The sequence below is a fragment of the Sediminibacillus dalangtanensis genome (genome assembly GCF_017792025.1).
Taxonomy (GTDB): Bacteria; Bacillota; Bacilli; order Bacillales; family Amphibacillaceae; genus Sediminibacillus; species Sediminibacillus dalangtanensis.
The window spans coordinates 1,957,430-1,974,640 of record NZ_CP046956.1; the positions used below are offsets into that span (position 1 = coordinate 1,957,430).

Consider the following 17,211-nt stretch of genomic DNA (forward strand, 5'->3'; position numbering starts at 1 on the left):
GAGATAAACGATGGGTTTCACTAACATTGGAATTCCCGGATTGATTATCATTTTGGTTGTTACCTTGATAATTTTTGGACCGAAGAAGCTTCCGGAAATCGGCGCAGCTTTTGGACAGACACTGTCCGAATTCAAGAAGTCGGCAAGTCATCTAATGAGTGATAATGACGAGTCATCTAACAGCAAAAAAACGGTTGATGCCCCTGAGGAAGAAAAAAAAGATTTACCATCTTAACGAATTAAGGGGAGAATGACCATGATGCAACAAGCGCAGGTTGAAGAACAGACGCTCGTAGAGCATATAACGGATTTACGAAAAGCAATCATAAACTCAGTCGTTTTTTTCGCTGTATGCTTTATTGTTATCCTGCTATCCATCAATCAAGTTATTCCGATTTTAACTGATCAGGAAAAGCTTGTTATGCTTGGACCACTTGATGTTGTTAGATTTTATACAGGAATTGCCGGGAGTCTTAGTCTCGGTTTTTCCGCTCCGTTTATCGGATACCAAATTTGGAAATTTGTAAAGCCAGCTCTTACGGAAGAAGAGAGCAAAACAGCGATATCTTTTATTCCAGGTATTTTTCTAAGTTTCGTGGCCGGTTTGGCTTTTGGTTTTTTTGTCATTTTTCCTACTGTTTTTGGTTTTTTGATGAATTTGGGGACTCAAAATTTTGATATGATGATCACAGCAAAAGAGTACTTTTCTTTTATGCTGATGACTTCGATTCCACTAGGATTTTTATTTGAAGTTCCGCTGGTATTGATGTTTCTGACTGCAGTTGGCCTGGTAACACCGGACAAGCTTGGGAAAGTACGTAAATACGGTTACCTGCTGATGGCAGTGGTTTCTGCTTTAATCACTCCGCCAGATGTTATATCGCAAATAATCGTGTTAGGTCCTTTGATTGCCCTTTATGAGCTGGGTGTGTTGTTGTCCAAAGTAATGTATAAGCGAAAGTTAAGGACAGAAGCAGAAAATGAAGCATCTTGATTATTGCTAAGTTATTTTTTAACTTATAAATGATTTACAAGGAGGAAAAGGCTAACATGATCAAAAATAAAAAATTCTTACTAATGGCTTCTCTATTCGCGTTAGCATTGCTGCTGGCAGCTTGTGGTGGCGGTGGCGGAGACAGCTCCGGAGGTTCCGATTCCGGCGGCTCAGAAACAGCCGAGTCTGGTGATCCGTCGAACGGGCAGTCCGTGTATGAAAATAACTGCTTATCTTGCCATGGTGAACAAGGTGAAGGAGCTAGCGGACCAAACTTGCAGGAGTCTGAAGTAGCACAGGAACAAAGCCAAGTCGAAGATAAAGTGCGAAACGGCGGAAACGGCATGCCTTCATTTGAAGGAGACCTTTCCGATTCTGAAATTGCCGATGTGGCAGCATATATTTCAGAGGAAGTCGCACAATAAGGAAACATTGCAGACAATGTCTGTTCAAAGCTTGCAAGGAAATCCATGATTTCCCTGCAAGCTTTTATTTATGAGGTCAAATGAATAAGGAAGTGTTTACTCTTTCTGCTTTGAAATTATACCAGGCCATGCCTGGTAATTTTTTTTACTCATAATACAAGCATCAACTCCCATAATAGATAGCAAAGTATAAAAGGAGAGTGTCAAGCGCTGTGGCAACTAAATTACACAAAGGACCAGCTATTTTAGCAATAAGTTCCATTCCACTCATTATGACACTTGGCAATTCGATGCTCATACCAATATTGCCAAAGATGGAATCAGAACTGGATATCAACAGTTTTCAATCAAGTTTGACCATAACGATTTTTTCGATAGCTGCAGCTATTTCCATTCCGGTCTTAGGATATTTGTCTGACCGTTTCACAAGGAAAAGCATCATTTTGCCGGCATTGATGCTATATGGGCTCGGTGGTCTGCTCGCAGGAATGGCAAGTGCCTGGTTCGACAGCGCTTATATGTGGGTGCTCATTGGCAGAGCATTACAAGGAATCGGCGCAGCAGGAACAGCACCAATCGCTATGGCTTTGACAGGCGACTTGTTCAAGGGTGGCGAACAAAGTAAGGTCTTGGGACTGGTAGAGGCATCCAACGGTTTCGGAAAGGTACTTTCACCCATTGTCGGTTCCCTACTAGCATTGCTTGTATGGTATGGTCCGTTCTTCGGCTTTCCTGTATTTTGTCTTATATCCATTTTACTGCTGTTGTTTTTTGTGCGAGAAAAAAAGAAAAAACAAAAACCACCGACGCTTGGAAACTATTTGAAAGGGCTGTTCACCGTATTCAAACATGAGGGTCGCTGGCTATTTACCGCCTATTTGGCAGGAGCAACCGGGTTATTTACATTGTTCGGCCTGCTATTTTATCTCTCTGATGTGCTGGAGAGTGATTACAACATCAATGGCGTGCTAAAAGGGTGTGTACTTGCAATCCCACTTTTATTCTTGATGTCTACCTCCTTTACAACAGGGAGTAAAATAGGGAAAAATCACCGGGTCATGAAATTGTTGATTGTTTTGGGATTATTGTTGATGACGGCGTCTTTTGCATCACTGGTATTCTTCACAAAACTAATTCCATTTATTGCAGTTCTGGTAATCAGCAGTATCGGTACGGGTCTTGTCCTTCCATGCTTGAACAGTCTTATCACAGGATCTGTCGGTAAGGCAAGAAGAGGGTTTGTTACATCCCTTTATGGCTCTGTCCGTTTTCTCGGCGTGGCTGCCGGCCCGCCGGTATACGGTTGGCTGATGAACTGGTCGAGGAACGGTATGTTTTTAACGACAGCTGGATTAACCTTGCTGGTCGCTCTGTTGTGTATGCTGCTTATTCATGTGAAAAAGAAAAAAACGGATGAGGACGGATCTGCTCATACCTTATTCAAAAAACTTCAATTAACGACGGAATGACTTAAACTAAAGGAGGAATTTGGTTTGCAACTTTATTTTTCACCAGAATTTTTAAAAGAAGAGGCGCAAGTTTTGAATATTGTGGATGACAGCGAAAAAGCTGTTGGATACCTGGCGTTTTTAATTGAGAGTGATAAAATGTATGTTTATGGTCAGTTGGAGCATGAAGGGGTGACAGAAGATTTCAAAGACTTGGTGAAACCATACTTACAAGGGCTCAGCAAATTAAAACCAAATTTAGAGGTATATTCGTATTTGACGATCGGTGGAAAAAAAGTCGATTTGGATGAAGAAAAGAACGGTTAGCACAAACTGCTGACTGGGTGAATATCATATCCTATCTCGAAATGGGAGGATAGGATACATGGCTTTTATCGGAGAGATCTTCGAACTGCATCATCTAGTGTTCTTAGCTGCAGGTTTGTTGACCGGTATCATTGTTGGAGCATTGCCAGGACTGACGCCGACGATGGGTGTCGCACTCACCATTCCCTTCACTTTTACACTGGGTCCAACAGAAGGATTAATTTTATTAGGAGGGATTTACTGCGGAAGTGTTTTTGGGGGGTCCATTCCCGCAATCCTGTTTAATGTTCCTGGAGCACCTGCTTCTGTGGCGACTACTTTTGATGGATATCCCATGGCACAAAAAGGACAAGGACGAAGAGCTCTTGAATTGACAACGATTGCTTCGGTGATCGGCGGATTGTTCGGAATGATTTTGCTTGTCTTCTTTGCCCCGGTTTTTGCGGATATTTCGTTACAGTTTGGTCCTGCTCAAACCTTTTGGGTTGCTGTATTCGGAATTACTGCGATTGCTGCCATATCAGAAGGAACAGTCACAAAGAATTTAATTGGCGGTTGTATTGGAATCGGTCTTGCGTTCGTTGGTATCCATACGGTAACCGGTGTTCCTAGATTCACTTTTGGGATAGACAGTTTTGTTGGGGGGTTTCATATTGTCGCTGTGTTAATTGGGTTATTTGCATTTCCCCAGGCATTCCGCTTGATAGAGATACTGTCTTTACCTGACAAACGAACCATATCAGCCTTGCAGATAAAAGGTTCAACTATCCGGCAGTCTTTCAAGGACGTGGTACTCCACCCGAAGTCCGTTCTGATCGGCAGTGGGTTGGGATCGTTTATCGGTATGATTCCAGGTGCGGGCGGAAACATCGCCAGCATTCTGGCTTATAATGAAGTGAAACGATTTTCAAAGAATAAAAGTGGATTCGGCAAAGGTGAAAAAAGGGGAATCATCGCATCTGAAAGCGCAAACAATGCCATGGTGGGCGGTTCCTTGATTCCTTTGCTCACGTTAGGTATTCCTGGTTCGCCGACAGCAGCCATTTTTCTCGGGGGTCTGCTGATTCATGGGATTTGGCCGGGAAGAAGTTTGTTTGTGGACCATGCAGACGTTGCTTATACCTTTTTGTTCAGTATGGTTGCAGCTCAGGTTTTGCTATTATTTCTCGGTTTGGCATTGATTAAGTATATGACCAAGCTTTCCTTGATTCCCTCTTTTTTAATGGCACCTGTTATTTTGTCATTTTCTATTATCGGCTCCTATACGACACAGAACAGTGTATTTGATGTGTACACTGCTGTAGTCATTGGTAGTGTGATGTTTTTTCTGCATAAATTCCAATTCTCTGCGGCCCCGATTGCACTTGGATTTATACTAGGCAGCATTGCGGAAGAAGGTCTACTTACCGGTATTCAAGTAGGCAATGCAGAAGGAGGAGCTTGGCACTATTTCTTTTCAGGGCCTTTGAATCTCACACTTGTTCTGCTAATTGCCGGAACCATTGCCACAGCCATCTATCAAGGAATAAGCAACTACCGAAAAAAGGAAAGACCCGATGAAAAGGCTGGCACCGTGCGTCAGTTTCCATATCGAATCCCCTGGATTTCGGCAGCCGTTATTTGTTTGCTAATGGTCGGCTTGTTGAACGGTCTACAATTTGAGCTTCGGGTCATGCCGCAGATCACGTTGATCATTCTATCACTCCTTGCCTTGCTAGAATCAGTTAAAAGGAATAAAATAACGGCTGTCGGATCAGACATCATGCCAAAGAAAATGCTGCCGCTTATGCTGCTTGTTCTGTTCATCCTTTTGTCCGTCCAGATGATCGGGTTTTATTTTCAGGTGCTTTTCCTTATGTTGCTTATCCCCGGATATGCGATAAAAAAAGGTTGGCACACTTTTCCCTATAAGCATTTGCTCGCAGTTACGGTGATTTTTACGGGCATTCTTTACCTCATCTTTTCGTTGATTTTTCAAGTTCCTCTTCCTGTTCTAGGCTGAGTAACAGAGCAGTCAGTTGACAACATGTATAGATTCCAATAGTTCTTTATAATCCTTGGATCGCTGTTCTATTTCTTTTTTTATCTTTTGCCGGTCCATTATCAACATGTCGGCACCGGCTTTTTCCATTTCTTCTAAAAAGTCTTGATCCTCCAATAGTTCCAGAAATGCCTTTTCCAATTTTTCGATAATTTCTTCCGGAGTACCTTCTCTTGCCGCAATACCTCGATCCGTACTCATGATTATTTGCGGAAATCCGAGTTCTTTAAAGGTGGGTATATCAGGTGCAAAGGGGTGCCTTTTCTCCGAAGCGATCGCAAGTGGTCTAACTTCACTGCCCAGTCGGTATATATCAGATAGATTTCCTGCGAGCACGTCTGTGTGCCCACCAAGCAGAGAAGAGATCGCTTCGGAAGAACCTTTAAATGGAACATCCTCTACCTCAATTTTAGCAGCGTTTTCCAGTAGCAGAATAGCGAGATGCTGACCCACGAATCTTCCCGCATTGCCGATTGTCATGGTACCTGGTGACTGTTTTGCGTCCCTTATTAAATCATCGAGCGTGTTGATCTGGCTGTCACTGCGTACGGCAAAGACGGTAGGGTCGCCGCCCCAGTTAACGATCGGTTCGAAGGTATCCAGGTTATAGGATGTATCTCCTACCATAGGCTGAGTGATGATGTGAGGGAGATTGTATGCAGCGAGGATATACCCATCAGGCTTAACCGAGGAAAAATAATTCCAACCAACTTGGCCTCCGCCACCAGGTTTGTTGACAATCACCATTTCCTGCCCCAGGTATTTCTTTGCATACTTGGCTATTATTCTTGCCTGCGTGTCAGTAGCGGCTCCAGGTGAATAGGCGACAACCATCTGAATGCTCTTGTCTGGGTACTTATCAGCACTGCTTTTACTTGTGCACCCTGCAAGAAAAAAGAGACAAATACAGAAGATGAATAACCGGTAGATGATTTTCATACCGAACGCTCCTTTCTTCTTCAAGAAAGCATATGCACGGCAAAAAAAGTTTAAAAATTGTCCCATCAGATAAACTCGGGCTTTTATTTTTGGCTCCTGACGCGGCAAGGCCATTAACTCAACGGACACCGGGACACCAATTATAAGGAAGCATTACGTTTTCGCACTTCAGTTGTAGAGGATGCGAGAAGCCTTGCTAAGACTGATAGCAATGTTTGTATGTGGTCTCTAAAACGACAACCAGAAGAAAAAGGTTACTTTTTCCTTCTGGTTGACAATAAACCCGGCAGAAAAGAAAACCTTGTAGTAAATAGGAGATCCACCATTTTAGTGGATACCCATTGGCAAATGATCGCTTGGATGACGATTCGCCAGTCGATGATCGATGCGGTCAATAAAAATACAGAGCCATTAAGAAACAACAGGGGTTTGCCAGGAGGGATGTTCCGGTATTTTGCGGTGATCAGGGCAATGACGCCCATTCCGCCATTGGAAACACCTTGTTTTAATAGGATTCCGATCCCGAAACCGAGGATCAGGGACCCGAGCAAAAGGTCGAGCCATGCGTTCCCGGCATGCAAAAATAGGGGATTATCAAAAAATTGGACTGCCAGCGAGGTGACTGTGATGGCATACATTGTTCCGAGCGCGCTTGCATTTCCGAGCCAGTGAATTGCCGCGGCCAACAAAGAGAAATTGACAATCCATAATGCGACGCTGATAGGCAATCCGAACCAATAGTTAAACAAAACAGCTATCCCGCCAGCTCCTCCCGATGGAATAAAATGAGGAAATAAAAACACGGACATCGCATAGCCTTGGATAATAGCTCCCAGTGTTACCAAACCGAGTATCGCACCTTTATGCGCCATGATTGCTGTTTTCCTTCCGAGCTTGTAGGAGATTTGTTTGTTCCTTCATCCAAATAATCCACACATTCATTGCCGGGCTCCTCAATTCTTTTTATAAGGCTTGTCAACCTCATTCTATTTTCTTGTTGCTTGTTTTATGTTTAGAAGTAGTGAAAACAGAACTAGACTCAGGGACAAAAGCATGATCAAAGAGGAAAACAAAGCGGCCTGCATCTCGCAGCCCGCTTGCTTGTAGAAAGTACCGAACAGATTTTAATTACGTGAGGGAGTTTGTGTTTGGTCACTGTTTGTGGAAAACATTTCCTTATACATACCCGGTATTTCCTTGAAGGTTTGAATGGTTTCCTGTATATCGCTTTTCGATTTTTGAATGTAATGTTGAATGGACGATTGTTTTTCCGACAAAACGGACGATTGCTGCTTCATTTCATTCATTTCTTGCTGGAGAGGAGCCATTGTTTGACTCATCCTATTTAACTCAGATTGAATCCCTTTTCTGGCCCGGTTTCCCATTACAGCGCCTATAACCAAGGCAATCAGGACGATAGCCAGGCAGATAAATGCAATTACCAATTGAATCAACTCCTTTGTGTTTTATCTACCCGGACAGGCCTCTTGTAAATCCTTTTTGTCCTGATTAAACAGGCGGGATGAAAACCATACTAACCACAAAACAATCGAAGTGGAGGCACGATGATGACTATTTTCCGGCTTGGTTACGTAGCCATGAGTAAACAGGTGACAAACAGTTCTCCTTCTCAGACAATGACATTCAAAACCTTCAGCCAGCTGCACGACCGGGAAGCGGCAAAGCGGAAACTCGAGCGGATTGCAAGAAGCAACATCCATAACTGCCTGCGGCTTCTCAAACATAATAAAGCGCTTGATATTTCTTTTTTCCGGTTAAGCTCTCGGTTAATCCCTCTTGCCACCCACCAGGAATTGTCAGATTGGCGCTATTACGAGGCTTTAGAAGAAGACCTTCAGCAACTCGGTGCGTATGCCCTTGCAAATAAAATGCGAATTGATTTTCACCCTGATCATTTTGTGGTTCTCAATTCCCCTAAGGAAGAAATATTGAAAGTTTCGGTCAAAACATTGAGATACCATCATCGATTGTTATCGGCGATGAAGATTCCAGTAAAACACCGTTGTGTTCTTCATACCGGAGGCCTGTATGGCGATAAAGAAAAAGCACTTGAAAAGTTTATTGATAACTGGAGCAGGATGAACGAAGAATTGCAGCAGATGATTATGCTTGAGAATGATGATAAGACATTTACCCTTAAAGATGTTCTGTATCTTTCTGAAAAACTTGGAGTTCCTACTGTATTTGACCTGCACCATCACTTAGCCAATCATATAGAAGCGGACTGGTTTTCCGATTGGCCAAGGATATTGGAGACATGGAGAACGTCTGAGTTGCCGGTGAAAATTCATCTTTCCAGTCCAAAAAATGAAAAGAATTTTCGCCACCACGCCGATTATGTGGATGCAAATATGGTTGTCGAGTTTGCACGTAAAGTAAGTGGAACGACTGGACAAATCGACTGTATGCTTGAAGCTAAACAAAAGGATAATGCCCTCATCCAGCTCGTTAAAGACTTAAAAGAATTTCCTCAAATAAATTGGATAAATAAGAGCACTTTTATTCTGAAGTGAACTTATATATTTTCTTCTTCTTCTGTTTTTTTTATACTGTTAAAGAAAGAGATAGGAATCAAACGTACAAAGGAGTAGAGGAAATATGGTATATGTAAAAATGAATGTGCAGACCGCTTTCCATGGAGAGTTGTTCCGCGCGGGAAAAACCTATGAAGTAGATGAGAACACGGCAGAACGCTGGCAATCCAGCAACATTGCTGAAATAATAACGCAGAATCAAGAAACAGATGAAAGCGAAATGAATGATTGACAATTCTGATATTTTATCTGATAATGATACAAATATGAAAAAAGCAAGGAAAAAGACCAGTAGGTTGATCTTCCGTGGAAAGAGAAAAGAAACCACCGGCTGAAAGTTTCTTACACATCGAGCCAACCGAACCTATCTTTTGAGCTGTCGGACAATGGACCGTTTTCCTCGTTACGGAAGAAAGAGGGCATACCGTACGTGTATGTCAACAAAGGTGGTACCGCGGAAACATACCCACTTCGTCCTTTGCATGGAATCCCATGCAGGATGAAGTGGGTTTTGTATTGGTCAAATAAAGGGGGAGTCCCAGGCAAGGCGTAAGCACCTAACCTTCCGAAGGCGTGATGTCTTAAAGCCGCAAGATCTGATATGGATTGGAAGTTCGTCTCTTGACCATACAAACAGAGGAAAGCTATCAAGCATGCAACAAAAACAAAACTGCAACGGAACAAGGATAGCGAACTGTATGGATAAACGCTCCCAGGTAGGAGGAAAAGAGGTTTGAAAAAGAGATTCATTGTTAAGGTAGGAAGTAGTTCGCTTGCCAAAACAAACGGCGGTTTGAGTAAAAAAAAGCTGATCAAACATGTAGCTGCAATTTCTCGGTTAGCTCGAAACGGACATCAAGTCATTTTGATTTCTTCCGGAGCCGTGGCTGCCGGTTTCCGTTCACTAGGATATGAAACAAGGCCGGAAACCATCAAGGGAAAACAGGCCGCTGCTGCTGTCGGACAAGGGAAATTACTTCATGCTTACGAAGAAGCTTTTGATCGGTATGACATTGTAACAGCGCAGTTGTTACTAACAAGTAACGTATTTTCAGATATAAATCAGTATTCTAATGTCTTTCATACCCTTGAAGAATTGTTGAAACGTTCAGTGATTCCGATTATAAACGAGAACGATTCAGTGGCTGTAGACGAACTTACCTTCGGTGATAACGATATGCTCGCTGCGCTAGTAAGTGGTTTGTTGAATGCCGACCTTTTAGTGCTGTTCACAGATATGGACGGTATCTATACAGCAGACCCGTCTTGCCATCCTGATGCTGAAAAAATTTCTTATATATCGAAAATAACAGAGTCTCTTTTAGAGGGAATTGATCATTCTTCTGGATCCAAATGGGGGACAGGAGGAATCAATTCAAAATTACTAGCTGCAAAGACTGCCCTCGATCTCGGAGTGCCAGTCTTTATCGGACAAAATACCGGGGAAGAGGTACTGGAAAAAATTGTAACCGGCGAAGGAGAGGGAACATATATTGGAAAAGAAGGATTGGTCAGCTGGAGAAAGCCTAAACAATGGATTGCATATCATTCCAATATATCGGGACAGATAACGATCGATAAAGGGGCCGAACAGGCGATCGTTCATGGCCGTAAAAGCTTGCTTCCTGCAGGAGTCATCGATATATCAGGAGATTTCTCTCCAGGCAATGTGATTGAAATACTCAATCAGGACCGACTCGTTATTGGGAAGGGGCAAGTCAATTACTCTTTCTCCTCCCTTTGCAAAATAGTAGGGATGTCCAGCACGCAAGCCATGGCTGTAACAGGAAGTAAACATCGGGAAGTCGTGCACCGCGACAAAATGGTAATAGAAAAGGGGGATTTTGAATGAGTGAGCTACTACAAAAAGCATCTCTTGCCAAACAGGCAACTCTACAGCTGTCTACTTCAACAACGAAACAAAAAAATGAGGCATTGCAAAAAATCGCTGATCAAGTAAAGAAAGACAAGGAATTAATCCTGGAAGCAAACAAAAAGGATTTGGCAGCTGCCCGCAGCAGAAATTTATCCGAATCCATTGCCGATCGGATTTTGCTGACGAAGGAACGGCTTACGTACATGGCAGACGCCGTTGAAAACCTGATCGATTTAACAAATCCCGTCGGACAATCCATGGCAGAATGGGTAAGGCCGAATGGATTGAAAATAAAAAGGATTTCTGTACCGATTGGGGTAGTCGGAATGATTTATGAAGCAAGACCGAATGTTACTTTAGATGCAGCGTGTTTATGCTTGAAAACTGGAAATGCCATTTTGTTACGCGGCAGTTCTTCGGCTTCTTTTTCCAATCGAGCCATCGTAAAATCAATCCGTTCGGCTCTGGAAAACACGGAACTTCCTTTGCAATCTGTTCAGCAGCTGGAGGATAAAAGCCGTGAAACTGTCCGTGAAATGCTTCGACTTAACGAGTATCTTGATGTGTTAATCCCCCGCGGCGGAAGGAAACTAATCGACACAGTCGTCCAAGAGGCTTCTGTACCGGTGATTGAAACAGGGGCAGGGAACTGCCATTTATATATTGATGCAACAGCAAATGTAGAAATGGCCGTTTCCATTGCCATAAATGCGAAAACCCAACGGCCATCGGTTTGTAATGCTATCGAAACGATTGTCGTACATAGAGATTGGGCCAATTCTCATTTGGATCTGTTAATTGATTCCCTGCAGCAAAAGAGTGTGATCATCAAAGGGGATAAGCATGCGTTGGAACGGAGTTCTTTTGCAATAGAACCAGCAGAAGATGTAGACTGGGCAGAGGAATACCTGGACAATATGGTGGCTTTAAAAATAGTAACAAATATATGGGAAGCCATCGATCATATCAATCATTTTAGCTCCAAACACAGCGAAGCCATCATTAGTGAATCTATCCCCAATGTAGAAGCTTTTTTTCAATCTGTCGATGCCGCAGCTCTCTATCACAACGCATCGACACGATTCACCGACGGCTTTGAATTCGGATTTGGCGCCGAGATAGGCATAAGCACTCAAAAACTTCATGCCAGGGGACCGATGGGACTATCGGCATTGACTTCTTATAAATACCTGATTGAAGGAGACGGGCAAGTTAAATGCTGAAGCTTATCAGAAAATTGGCGTAAATATCTAGTTCTCTGTTGAAATAAATGGTATAACTTGCTATAATAAACAGCTGTATAATAATGATTATTAAATGATAATAAATAAAAATTCAGGGAGAGTCTTGATGTCTAACAGTCATTTAGTCTTTGTTTATGGCACCTTGAGGGAAAATGAACCAAACCATCACTTGTTGGGAGATGCCAACTGCATCGCAAGACAAAGCTGGACAGAGGGTGTATTATACGATACCGGAAACGGATATCCTGTAATGGGTGTTAGCTCTCTTCACCGTGTATATGGGGAAGTGTATGAAGTATCCTCGGAAACACTAGAAAAGTTAGATGAATGGGAAGGTTTTCAAGGAAAGACGGAACGGTATGAAAGAGTCGTTCAGACCATCTATAGCGATGGAGGAACGATGGAAGCAACTATTCATGTCAATGGGATTTTCCCTCTTGAACAGTTGGAAGAAGTCAAATTCGGAGATTGGAAATGCCATCGTTATTTAGATAATGAGTCGTTCCGTTACTTTGCGTATGGGTCATGTATGGATTCGGAGCGTTTTACCACTGCCGGTGTAGTGGAACATTTTACCAAAGTGATCGGTTGCGGAAAAGCGAATAACTTTTCGCTGGCATACACACGAGCTGCAGAAGATGGCGGCAGGGCAGATATTATCGAATCTGAGGGATATGTAGAAGGCAAAGTATATGAATTGAAAAAAGAAGCGTTAGAGTATTTGTTTGTCCGCGAGGGGGTTCAAGGCCACCATTACCGTCCAGCATTTGTTTCCGTGGAATTGGATGGAAAAGTACTCCAAAATGTATTGACCTTTATCGTGATTGATAAATCGACAGAAATCGCACCACCTATCCATTATGCAACTGAAATACTGCGGGGCGCCAGCGGCATTGTCAGTGACCAATATTATCGACAGCTTGAAGAGGATTTGTTCCGTAAATTCCAGTTGAAAATCGATATACAGAAAGACTTGGAAGTTGCTAACTCCTAAAAAAGGAGCCTGGCACAAAAATCATCGTGACCAAAATAAAAACCGAACCATTCGTTCGGTTTTTTTGATGAGCAAAAAGCCAAACCGTTCTCCCCTAAGAAAAGTGCAACTTTCCACTCCGGCAAGGTATTTCGCTTTCCGCGGGCACGGCTTCAGCTAACTTGGTAAAGAATCCCGCTTTGCCAAGTGGATCTTCAGCTCGCGCTCATCCCGCTGGAGTCTGCGTACCTTGCCTCCGTTGAAGGAGATACCTTCTCTTCGGATGTGATTTCCGTTTTGCCTATTTCCGTTATAGATAGAAAGCTGAACTGCATGGAAACCGCCTTTTTATGCTATTGGCCAATTTCCAAAGAATAAAGGAACTCTCATGCTGAATTTTCGTCTTCGTTCCTGTTTAGAGATACCTATCACCCAATAAAAGAATCCGGTTCTATTCACTGTCTTGATCACGTGGAAATCAGAGCCCAAAAACATAGCGAAGGCAAGATACGGAGACTCTAACGGGAACAGCACGAGCTGAAAATCCCGCAAGAAAGCGGTTAGTGCTTTCTGAGGAAGTTGAAGCCGTACCCGTGGAACGCGTAGTATCTTGCCGTAGCGATTTGAAGCACGCATCAAACAACAGGATAAAAGGAAGTCTAACCTTACAAAAAAACCGAGCGAATTCAATCAGCATTTAGAACTCGCTCGGTTTTTGCTTTGGTGGCCTTGCTTTTGTCCCGGCCTCTTTTTCTTTTGATTTGGATAAAAAAAACAATGTTGTAATTCTGAATATTTAAATTATAATGAATGAAAACCCTTTCATAATCTTAAGGTTTCATAAAAAGAAAAGGAGTGATAGCGATGAGCAAAGAGTTAAGTGAACCAGAATCCATTTTCGGGCTATTAGAACGTGCTCGGAGGAATACTTTATCCGACTTATTAGTCCGTACTAGCAGCAGGTATCCTGATAAACCGGCTGTTCAGTATCAAGGGAAACGGCTGACTTACGGACAATTGGACAGTCTGGTTAACCGGACGGCAGGTGGATTAAGGGAAGATGGAATCAAAAAAGGGACAATGGTAGCGGTATTATCCAACAACAGTCTCGATTTCGTCGTATTGAATTTTGCGTTGGCAAGAATAGGCGCTGTTATGGTTCCGCTCAATTATATGCTTCATGTAGAAGACATTCAGTATATACTCGACCATGCCGGTATCGAAGGAATTGCTGCATCTGCCGAGTATGCAGGACGAATAGAGGAAGCCGCCGCGCGAAACGAATCCAATATATCGTGGAGGTATTTGATGGATGCCGACACTGTCTTGGAAACGCAGCCAGACTGGAAACCTTTAGCAGAATTGCAGGATAGTGCGGAAACTGCCCCTGTAGAGGCGGATATCCAAGATGATGACCTTGCCCATGTTCTCTATACGAGCGGCACAGAATCAAAACCGAAAGGGGTTATGCTAACTCACAAAAGTTTGATAGCTGAATATGTAAGCAGCATCATAGAAGGGGAAATGGAGGCTTCGGACATCGCGATTCACGCATTGCCTTTTTATCATAGTGCACAGCTTCATGTTTTTTTGGGGCCTGGCGTCTATGTCGGTTCAACCGGTATCATCCTGCCTCAGGCAAGCCCTGAAGCTATCCTTGAATCCATTGAAAGAGAGCGGGCTACTCAACTTTTTTGTCCGCCAACAGTTTGGATAGCACTATTACGGCATCCCGATTTCGAACGAAGAGACCTTTCCTCTTTGCAAAAATGTTATTATGGTGCTGCCATCATGCCAAGGGAGATACTCAAAGAATTAATGGAAAAACTCCCGCAGGCAAGATTTTGGAATTTCTATGGACAAACAGAAGTCGCTCCGCTTGCAGCAGCACTACAGCCGGAGGACCAATTGCGGAAACTGGGAGCTGCCGGGAAAGCTGTTTTACATGTCGAAACAAAGATTGTGGATGATAACGATGAAGAGGTGCCAAGAAATCAGATCGGTGAGATTGTCCATCGTACCCCGCATGCTATGAAAGGTTACTTGCATGATCCGGAAAAAACTGCCGAAGCCTTTCGGGGTGGGTGGTTCCATAGTGGCGATCTCGGAGTCATGGACAAAGAAGGTTATATAACGATTATCGACAGAAAGAAAGACATGATTAATACAGGCGGTGTGAATGTTTCCAGCAGAGAGGTGGAAGAAACACTTTATGAATTGGAAGGAGTCTCAGAAGCAGCTGTCATCAGTATTCCAGATTCCTATTGGATAGAAGCAGTCACGGCAATTATCGTACCGAAACAGGGTAGCCCGATAACCCGGGAAGAAGTGTTGCGGTTCTGTAAAGAGAAACTCTCCACATACAAGGTACCAAAGTATATCGAGTTCGCTGAGACAATGCCGAAAAATCCTAGCGGAAAATTGTTAAAGCGCACTCTTCGTGAAACATACAAAAATATTGGAAGTTGAAACGGCATGTGTTAATTTAACATGGAGGGTAGGAAATGGAGAAACAACTAATCGAAACAACCATAATGGAAGGTATTGGGCATATACGTTTAAATGATCCAGAAAGAAGAAATTGTTTGTCTCTGGCACTAATGGAACAATTGACAGACCAGCTTTCCCAGTGGGAATCGGACGATAGGGTGAAAATGATTGTCTTATCTGGAGAAGGGAAGACGTTTTGTGCTGGCGGGGATATTCACGCCATGAAAAACCTTCAGAACCAAGCAGACATATCTGCATACATGAAGGCCGCTTCCCGTCTGCCCCAATTGATAACCAAACTGGACAAAATCGTCATTGCCGCCGTTCATGGTCATGCAGCTGGAGCTGGCTTCAGCTTGGCTCTTGCAGCAGATTTTATTGTAGCTGAGGTATCTGCTGTTTTTGCTCTTCGTTTCCGGCAGATAGGATTGATACCTGACTTAGGATTGATGAAGTTGTTAACGGAGAGAATTTCGGTACCATTGGCCAAGCAATGGATTCTGGAAGGAAAGGAATTGACGGCAAAAGAAGCGGACGACCTTGGAATCATCAATCACTTATCGGAACATAATGCAGCAGTAGCTGCCCATTCCTGGGCTGTTCAATTGGCTTCCGGACCAATTGGAACGCATAAATACGTCAAACACATGTTAAATCAAGTATCAGTGGAAATGGATGATTTTCTGATGAAAGAGTCGCAAATTCAACAGGTTTTGTTGCAGACAAGAGATCATAAGGAAGGTGTCCAAGCTTTTCTGGAGAAAAGGAATCCGGTTTTTTATGGTCAATAAACCTGCTTTTATTCCTATAGGAAACACCCTTTTCGTTAAGCGTAATGTCTCAGTATAAGTTACCAGCATATGGGTCTTAACATAATCCTCTAAACCACCCATCTAATTCGTTGTTATATATATCCTTGTAGAAAGAGAGAATAGGAGGTCGATAGCAATGAGATTAAACATGAACCCAGCTATTGCATATACTTTTATCATTATCGGAGCAGCTTTCTGGGGGAGTACAGGGTTTTTTGTCACCTACTTGTATCATTTCGGTTTCACGCCATGGGAGGTCGTTGCTGTTCGGCTGGCTTCGTCGAGTCTCGTGCTTTTTGGTTTAATGGCTACTATGGCCAGAAAATATTTACGCATAAAATGGAGACATATCCCTTACTTTTTTGTTTTGGGAATCATCAGCATTGCCTTGTTTAACTGGTGCTACTTTGAAGTGATTGACAGGGCATCCCTTTCGGTTGCGGTTATTTTTGTTTATACTTCTCCGGTATTTGCGGCCTTGATTGCCTATGCTTTTTTTAAAGAAGAAATGACCTGGAAAAAAGGAATGGCAATCATTTTTACGATCATAGGATGCGCCCTCGTTATCGGTTATTTTCCTGGTGGAAATGCAGGGATGGGTTTTGTTACCATTATCCTTGGCCTAGCTGCGGGGTTGTTCTGCTCATTGTTCAGTGTCATTGGTAAACTGGTCAGCCGTTTTTATCACCCACTTACCGTCACCTTCTATGCAATGCTGTGCGGCAGCCTTTTCATGGTGCCTACCAGCGGCATATGGAAAAAAGGACAGCTTTTTATCAGCGGGGATGTCTGGGGGGGCATTGCCGGCATTACCTTGATTTCCACGATTGCAGCATACTTGCTATATACGATGGGGCTGACCTATGTAGAGTCGAGCAAGGCTGCAATTCTGTCATCTGTAGAATTGGTCGTTTCCGTTTTGATTGGGGTTACTATCTTTCATGATGCTATCGACCGATGGCAATGGATCGGGTTTTTATTCGTCTTTTGTTCATTGTTTTTAACGGTACTTCCCATTAGGAGGACAACCCGTGATTCTTTTGACAAGAAAAAAAGTCAGTTACCAAAATAATACAGCTAAAAAGCA

Annotated in this window: 17 protein-coding genes and 1 other annotated feature; of the genes, 14 read left to right on the top strand and 3 right to left on the bottom strand. The window is 43.1% G+C overall.

Features of this window, described 5'->3' with window-relative positions; genetic code table 11:
- Positions 1-10 precede the first annotated feature (10 nt).
- From tatA to ERJ70_RS09820, 6 genes are all read left to right on the top strand, one after another.
- A complete protein-coding gene (tatA, locus tag ERJ70_RS09795; RefSeq protein ID WP_209368927.1) occupies positions 11-235 on the top strand; it encodes a twin-arginine translocase TatA/TatE family subunit in 225 nt (74 codons plus the stop codon).
- Positions 236-256: 21 nt separating this feature from the next.
- A complete protein-coding gene (gene tatC / locus ERJ70_RS09800) occupies positions 257-994 on the top strand; it encodes a twin-arginine translocase subunit TatC (RefSeq protein ID WP_245208165.1) in 738 nt (245 codons plus the stop codon).
- 56 nt (positions 995-1,050) lie between these two features.
- Positions 1,051-1,419, top strand: a complete 369-nt coding sequence (locus ERJ70_RS09805) for a c-type cytochrome (RefSeq protein WP_209368928.1) — start codon at positions 1,051-1,053, stop codon at positions 1,417-1,419.
- Between the two features lie 272 nt (positions 1,420-1,691).
- Positions 1,692-2,888, top strand: a complete 1,197-nt coding sequence (locus ERJ70_RS09810) for an MFS transporter (protein WP_209369279.1) — start codon at positions 1,692-1,694, stop codon at positions 2,886-2,888.
- Between the two features lie 24 nt (positions 2,889-2,912).
- On the top strand, positions 2,913-3,194 hold the full coding sequence (locus ERJ70_RS09815) for a hypothetical protein (protein WP_209368929.1): 282 nt from the start codon (positions 2,913-2,915) through the stop codon (positions 3,192-3,194).
- A 58-nt stretch (positions 3,195-3,252) separates the two neighbouring features.
- Entirely contained in the window at positions 3,253-5,196 is a 1,944-nt protein-coding gene (locus ERJ70_RS09820) for a tripartite tricarboxylate transporter permease (protein ID WP_209368931.1), read from the top strand.
- Between the two features lie 12 nt (positions 5,197-5,208).
- On the opposite strand, the gene ERJ70_RS09825 is transcribed toward ERJ70_RS09820, so the two are convergent.
- From ERJ70_RS09825 to ERJ70_RS09835, 3 genes are all read right to left on the bottom strand, one after another.
- A complete protein-coding gene (locus ERJ70_RS09825) occupies positions 5,209-6,174 on the bottom strand; it encodes a tripartite tricarboxylate transporter substrate binding protein (RefSeq protein ID WP_209368932.1) in 966 nt (321 codons plus the stop codon).
- 254 nt (positions 6,175-6,428) lie between these two features.
- A complete protein-coding gene (locus ERJ70_RS09830) occupies positions 6,429-7,046 on the bottom strand; it encodes a YitT family protein (protein WP_209368934.1) in 618 nt (205 codons plus the stop codon).
- A 252-nt stretch (positions 7,047-7,298) separates the two neighbouring features.
- Positions 7,299-7,619 (bottom strand): DUF948 domain-containing protein, encoded by a 321-nt coding sequence (locus tag ERJ70_RS09835; RefSeq protein ID WP_209368936.1) that lies wholly within the window; start codon positions 7,617-7,619, stop codon positions 7,299-7,301.
- 123 nt (positions 7,620-7,742) lie between these two features.
- Between ERJ70_RS09835 and uvsE the strand changes: the two genes are divergently transcribed.
- From uvsE to ERJ70_RS09875, 8 genes are all read left to right on the top strand, one after another.
- Positions 7,743-8,708 carry a UV DNA damage repair endonuclease UvsE gene (gene uvsE / locus ERJ70_RS09840; RefSeq protein WP_209369281.1) on the top strand — a complete coding sequence of 322 codons (966 nt, stop codon included), beginning with the start codon at positions 7,743-7,745 and terminating at the stop codon, positions 8,706-8,708.
- An 85-nt stretch (positions 8,709-8,793) separates the two neighbouring features.
- Positions 8,794-8,961, top strand: coding sequence for a hypothetical protein (locus ERJ70_RS09845; RefSeq protein ID WP_209368938.1), 168 nt, complete (start codon positions 8,794-8,796; stop codon positions 8,959-8,961).
- 37 nt (positions 8,962-8,998) lie between these two features.
- Positions 8,999-9,211, top strand: a binding site (T-box leader).
- Between the two features lie 251 nt (positions 9,212-9,462).
- Positions 9,463-10,581 (top strand): glutamate 5-kinase, encoded by a 1,119-nt coding sequence (proB, locus tag ERJ70_RS09850; RefSeq protein WP_209368940.1) that lies wholly within the window; start codon positions 9,463-9,465, stop codon positions 10,579-10,581.
- The gene (locus ERJ70_RS09855) at positions 10,578-11,828 is read left to right on the top strand and encodes a glutamate-5-semialdehyde dehydrogenase (protein ID WP_209368941.1); all 1,251 of its coding nucleotides are present in this window, start codon (positions 10,578-10,580) and stop codon (positions 11,826-11,828) included. The genes proB and ERJ70_RS09855 overlap by 4 nt, the downstream gene beginning before the upstream one ends.
- Positions 11,829-11,955: 127 nt before the next feature.
- Positions 11,956-12,843, top strand: coding sequence for a gamma-glutamylcyclotransferase family protein (locus ERJ70_RS09860; RefSeq protein ID WP_209368943.1), 888 nt, complete (start codon positions 11,956-11,958; stop codon positions 12,841-12,843).
- 843 nt (positions 12,844-13,686) lie between these two features.
- Positions 13,687-15,291 carry a fatty acyl-CoA synthetase gene (locus ERJ70_RS09865; protein WP_209368944.1) on the top strand — a complete coding sequence of 535 codons (1,605 nt, stop codon included), beginning with the start codon at positions 13,687-13,689 and terminating at the stop codon, positions 15,289-15,291.
- A gap of 35 nt (positions 15,292-15,326) precedes the next feature.
- The gene (locus tag ERJ70_RS09870) at positions 15,327-16,103 is read left to right on the top strand and encodes an enoyl-CoA hydratase/isomerase family protein (RefSeq protein ID WP_209368945.1); all 777 of its coding nucleotides are present in this window, start codon (positions 15,327-15,329) and stop codon (positions 16,101-16,103) included.
- A 157-nt stretch (positions 16,104-16,260) separates the two neighbouring features.
- On the top strand, positions 16,261-17,196 hold the full coding sequence (locus ERJ70_RS09875) for a DMT family transporter (RefSeq protein ID WP_209368946.1): 936 nt from the start codon (positions 16,261-16,263) through the stop codon (positions 17,194-17,196).
- Positions 17,197-17,211: the final 15 nt, after the last annotated feature.

Coding starts and splice junctions, on each gene's coding strand:
- tatA (WP_209368927.1), top strand. CDS start 11: ATGGGTTTCACTAACATTGGAATTCCCGGATTGATTATCATTTTGGTT.
- ERJ70_RS09825 (WP_209368932.1), bottom strand. CDS start 6,174: ATGAAAATCATCTACCGGTTATTCATCTTCTGTATTTGTCTCTTTTTT.
- ERJ70_RS09875 (WP_209368946.1), top strand. CDS start 16,261: ATGAGATTAAACATGAACCCAGCTATTGCATATACTTTTATCATTATC.
- ERJ70_RS09865 (WP_209368944.1), top strand. CDS start 13,687: ATGAGCAAAGAGTTAAGTGAACCAGAATCCATTTTCGGGCTATTAGAA.
- ERJ70_RS09860 (WP_209368943.1), top strand. CDS start 11,956: ATGTCTAACAGTCATTTAGTCTTTGTTTATGGCACCTTGAGGGAAAAT.
- ERJ70_RS09870 (WP_209368945.1), top strand. CDS start 15,327: ATGGAGAAACAACTAATCGAAACAACCATAATGGAAGGTATTGGGCAT.
- ERJ70_RS09855 (WP_209368941.1), top strand. CDS start 10,578: ATGAGTGAGCTACTACAAAAAGCATCTCTTGCCAAACAGGCAACTCTA.
- ERJ70_RS09845 (WP_209368938.1), top strand. CDS start 8,794: ATGGTATATGTAAAAATGAATGTGCAGACCGCTTTCCATGGAGAGTTG.
- ERJ70_RS09805 (WP_209368928.1), top strand. CDS start 1,051: ATGATCAAAAATAAAAAATTCTTACTAATGGCTTCTCTATTCGCGTTA.
- tatC (WP_245208165.1), top strand. CDS start 257: ATGATGCAACAAGCGCAGGTTGAAGAACAGACGCTCGTAGAGCATATA.
- ERJ70_RS09830 (WP_209368934.1), bottom strand. CDS start 7,046: ATGGCGCATAAAGGTGCGATACTCGGTTTGGTAACACTGGGAGCTATT.
- ERJ70_RS09810 (WP_209369279.1), top strand. CDS start 1,692: ATGACACTTGGCAATTCGATGCTCATACCAATATTGCCAAAGATGGAA.
- uvsE (WP_209369281.1), top strand. CDS start 7,743: ATGACTATTTTCCGGCTTGGTTACGTAGCCATGAGTAAACAGGTGACA.
- ERJ70_RS09820 (WP_209368931.1), top strand. CDS start 3,253: ATGGCTTTTATCGGAGAGATCTTCGAACTGCATCATCTAGTGTTCTTA.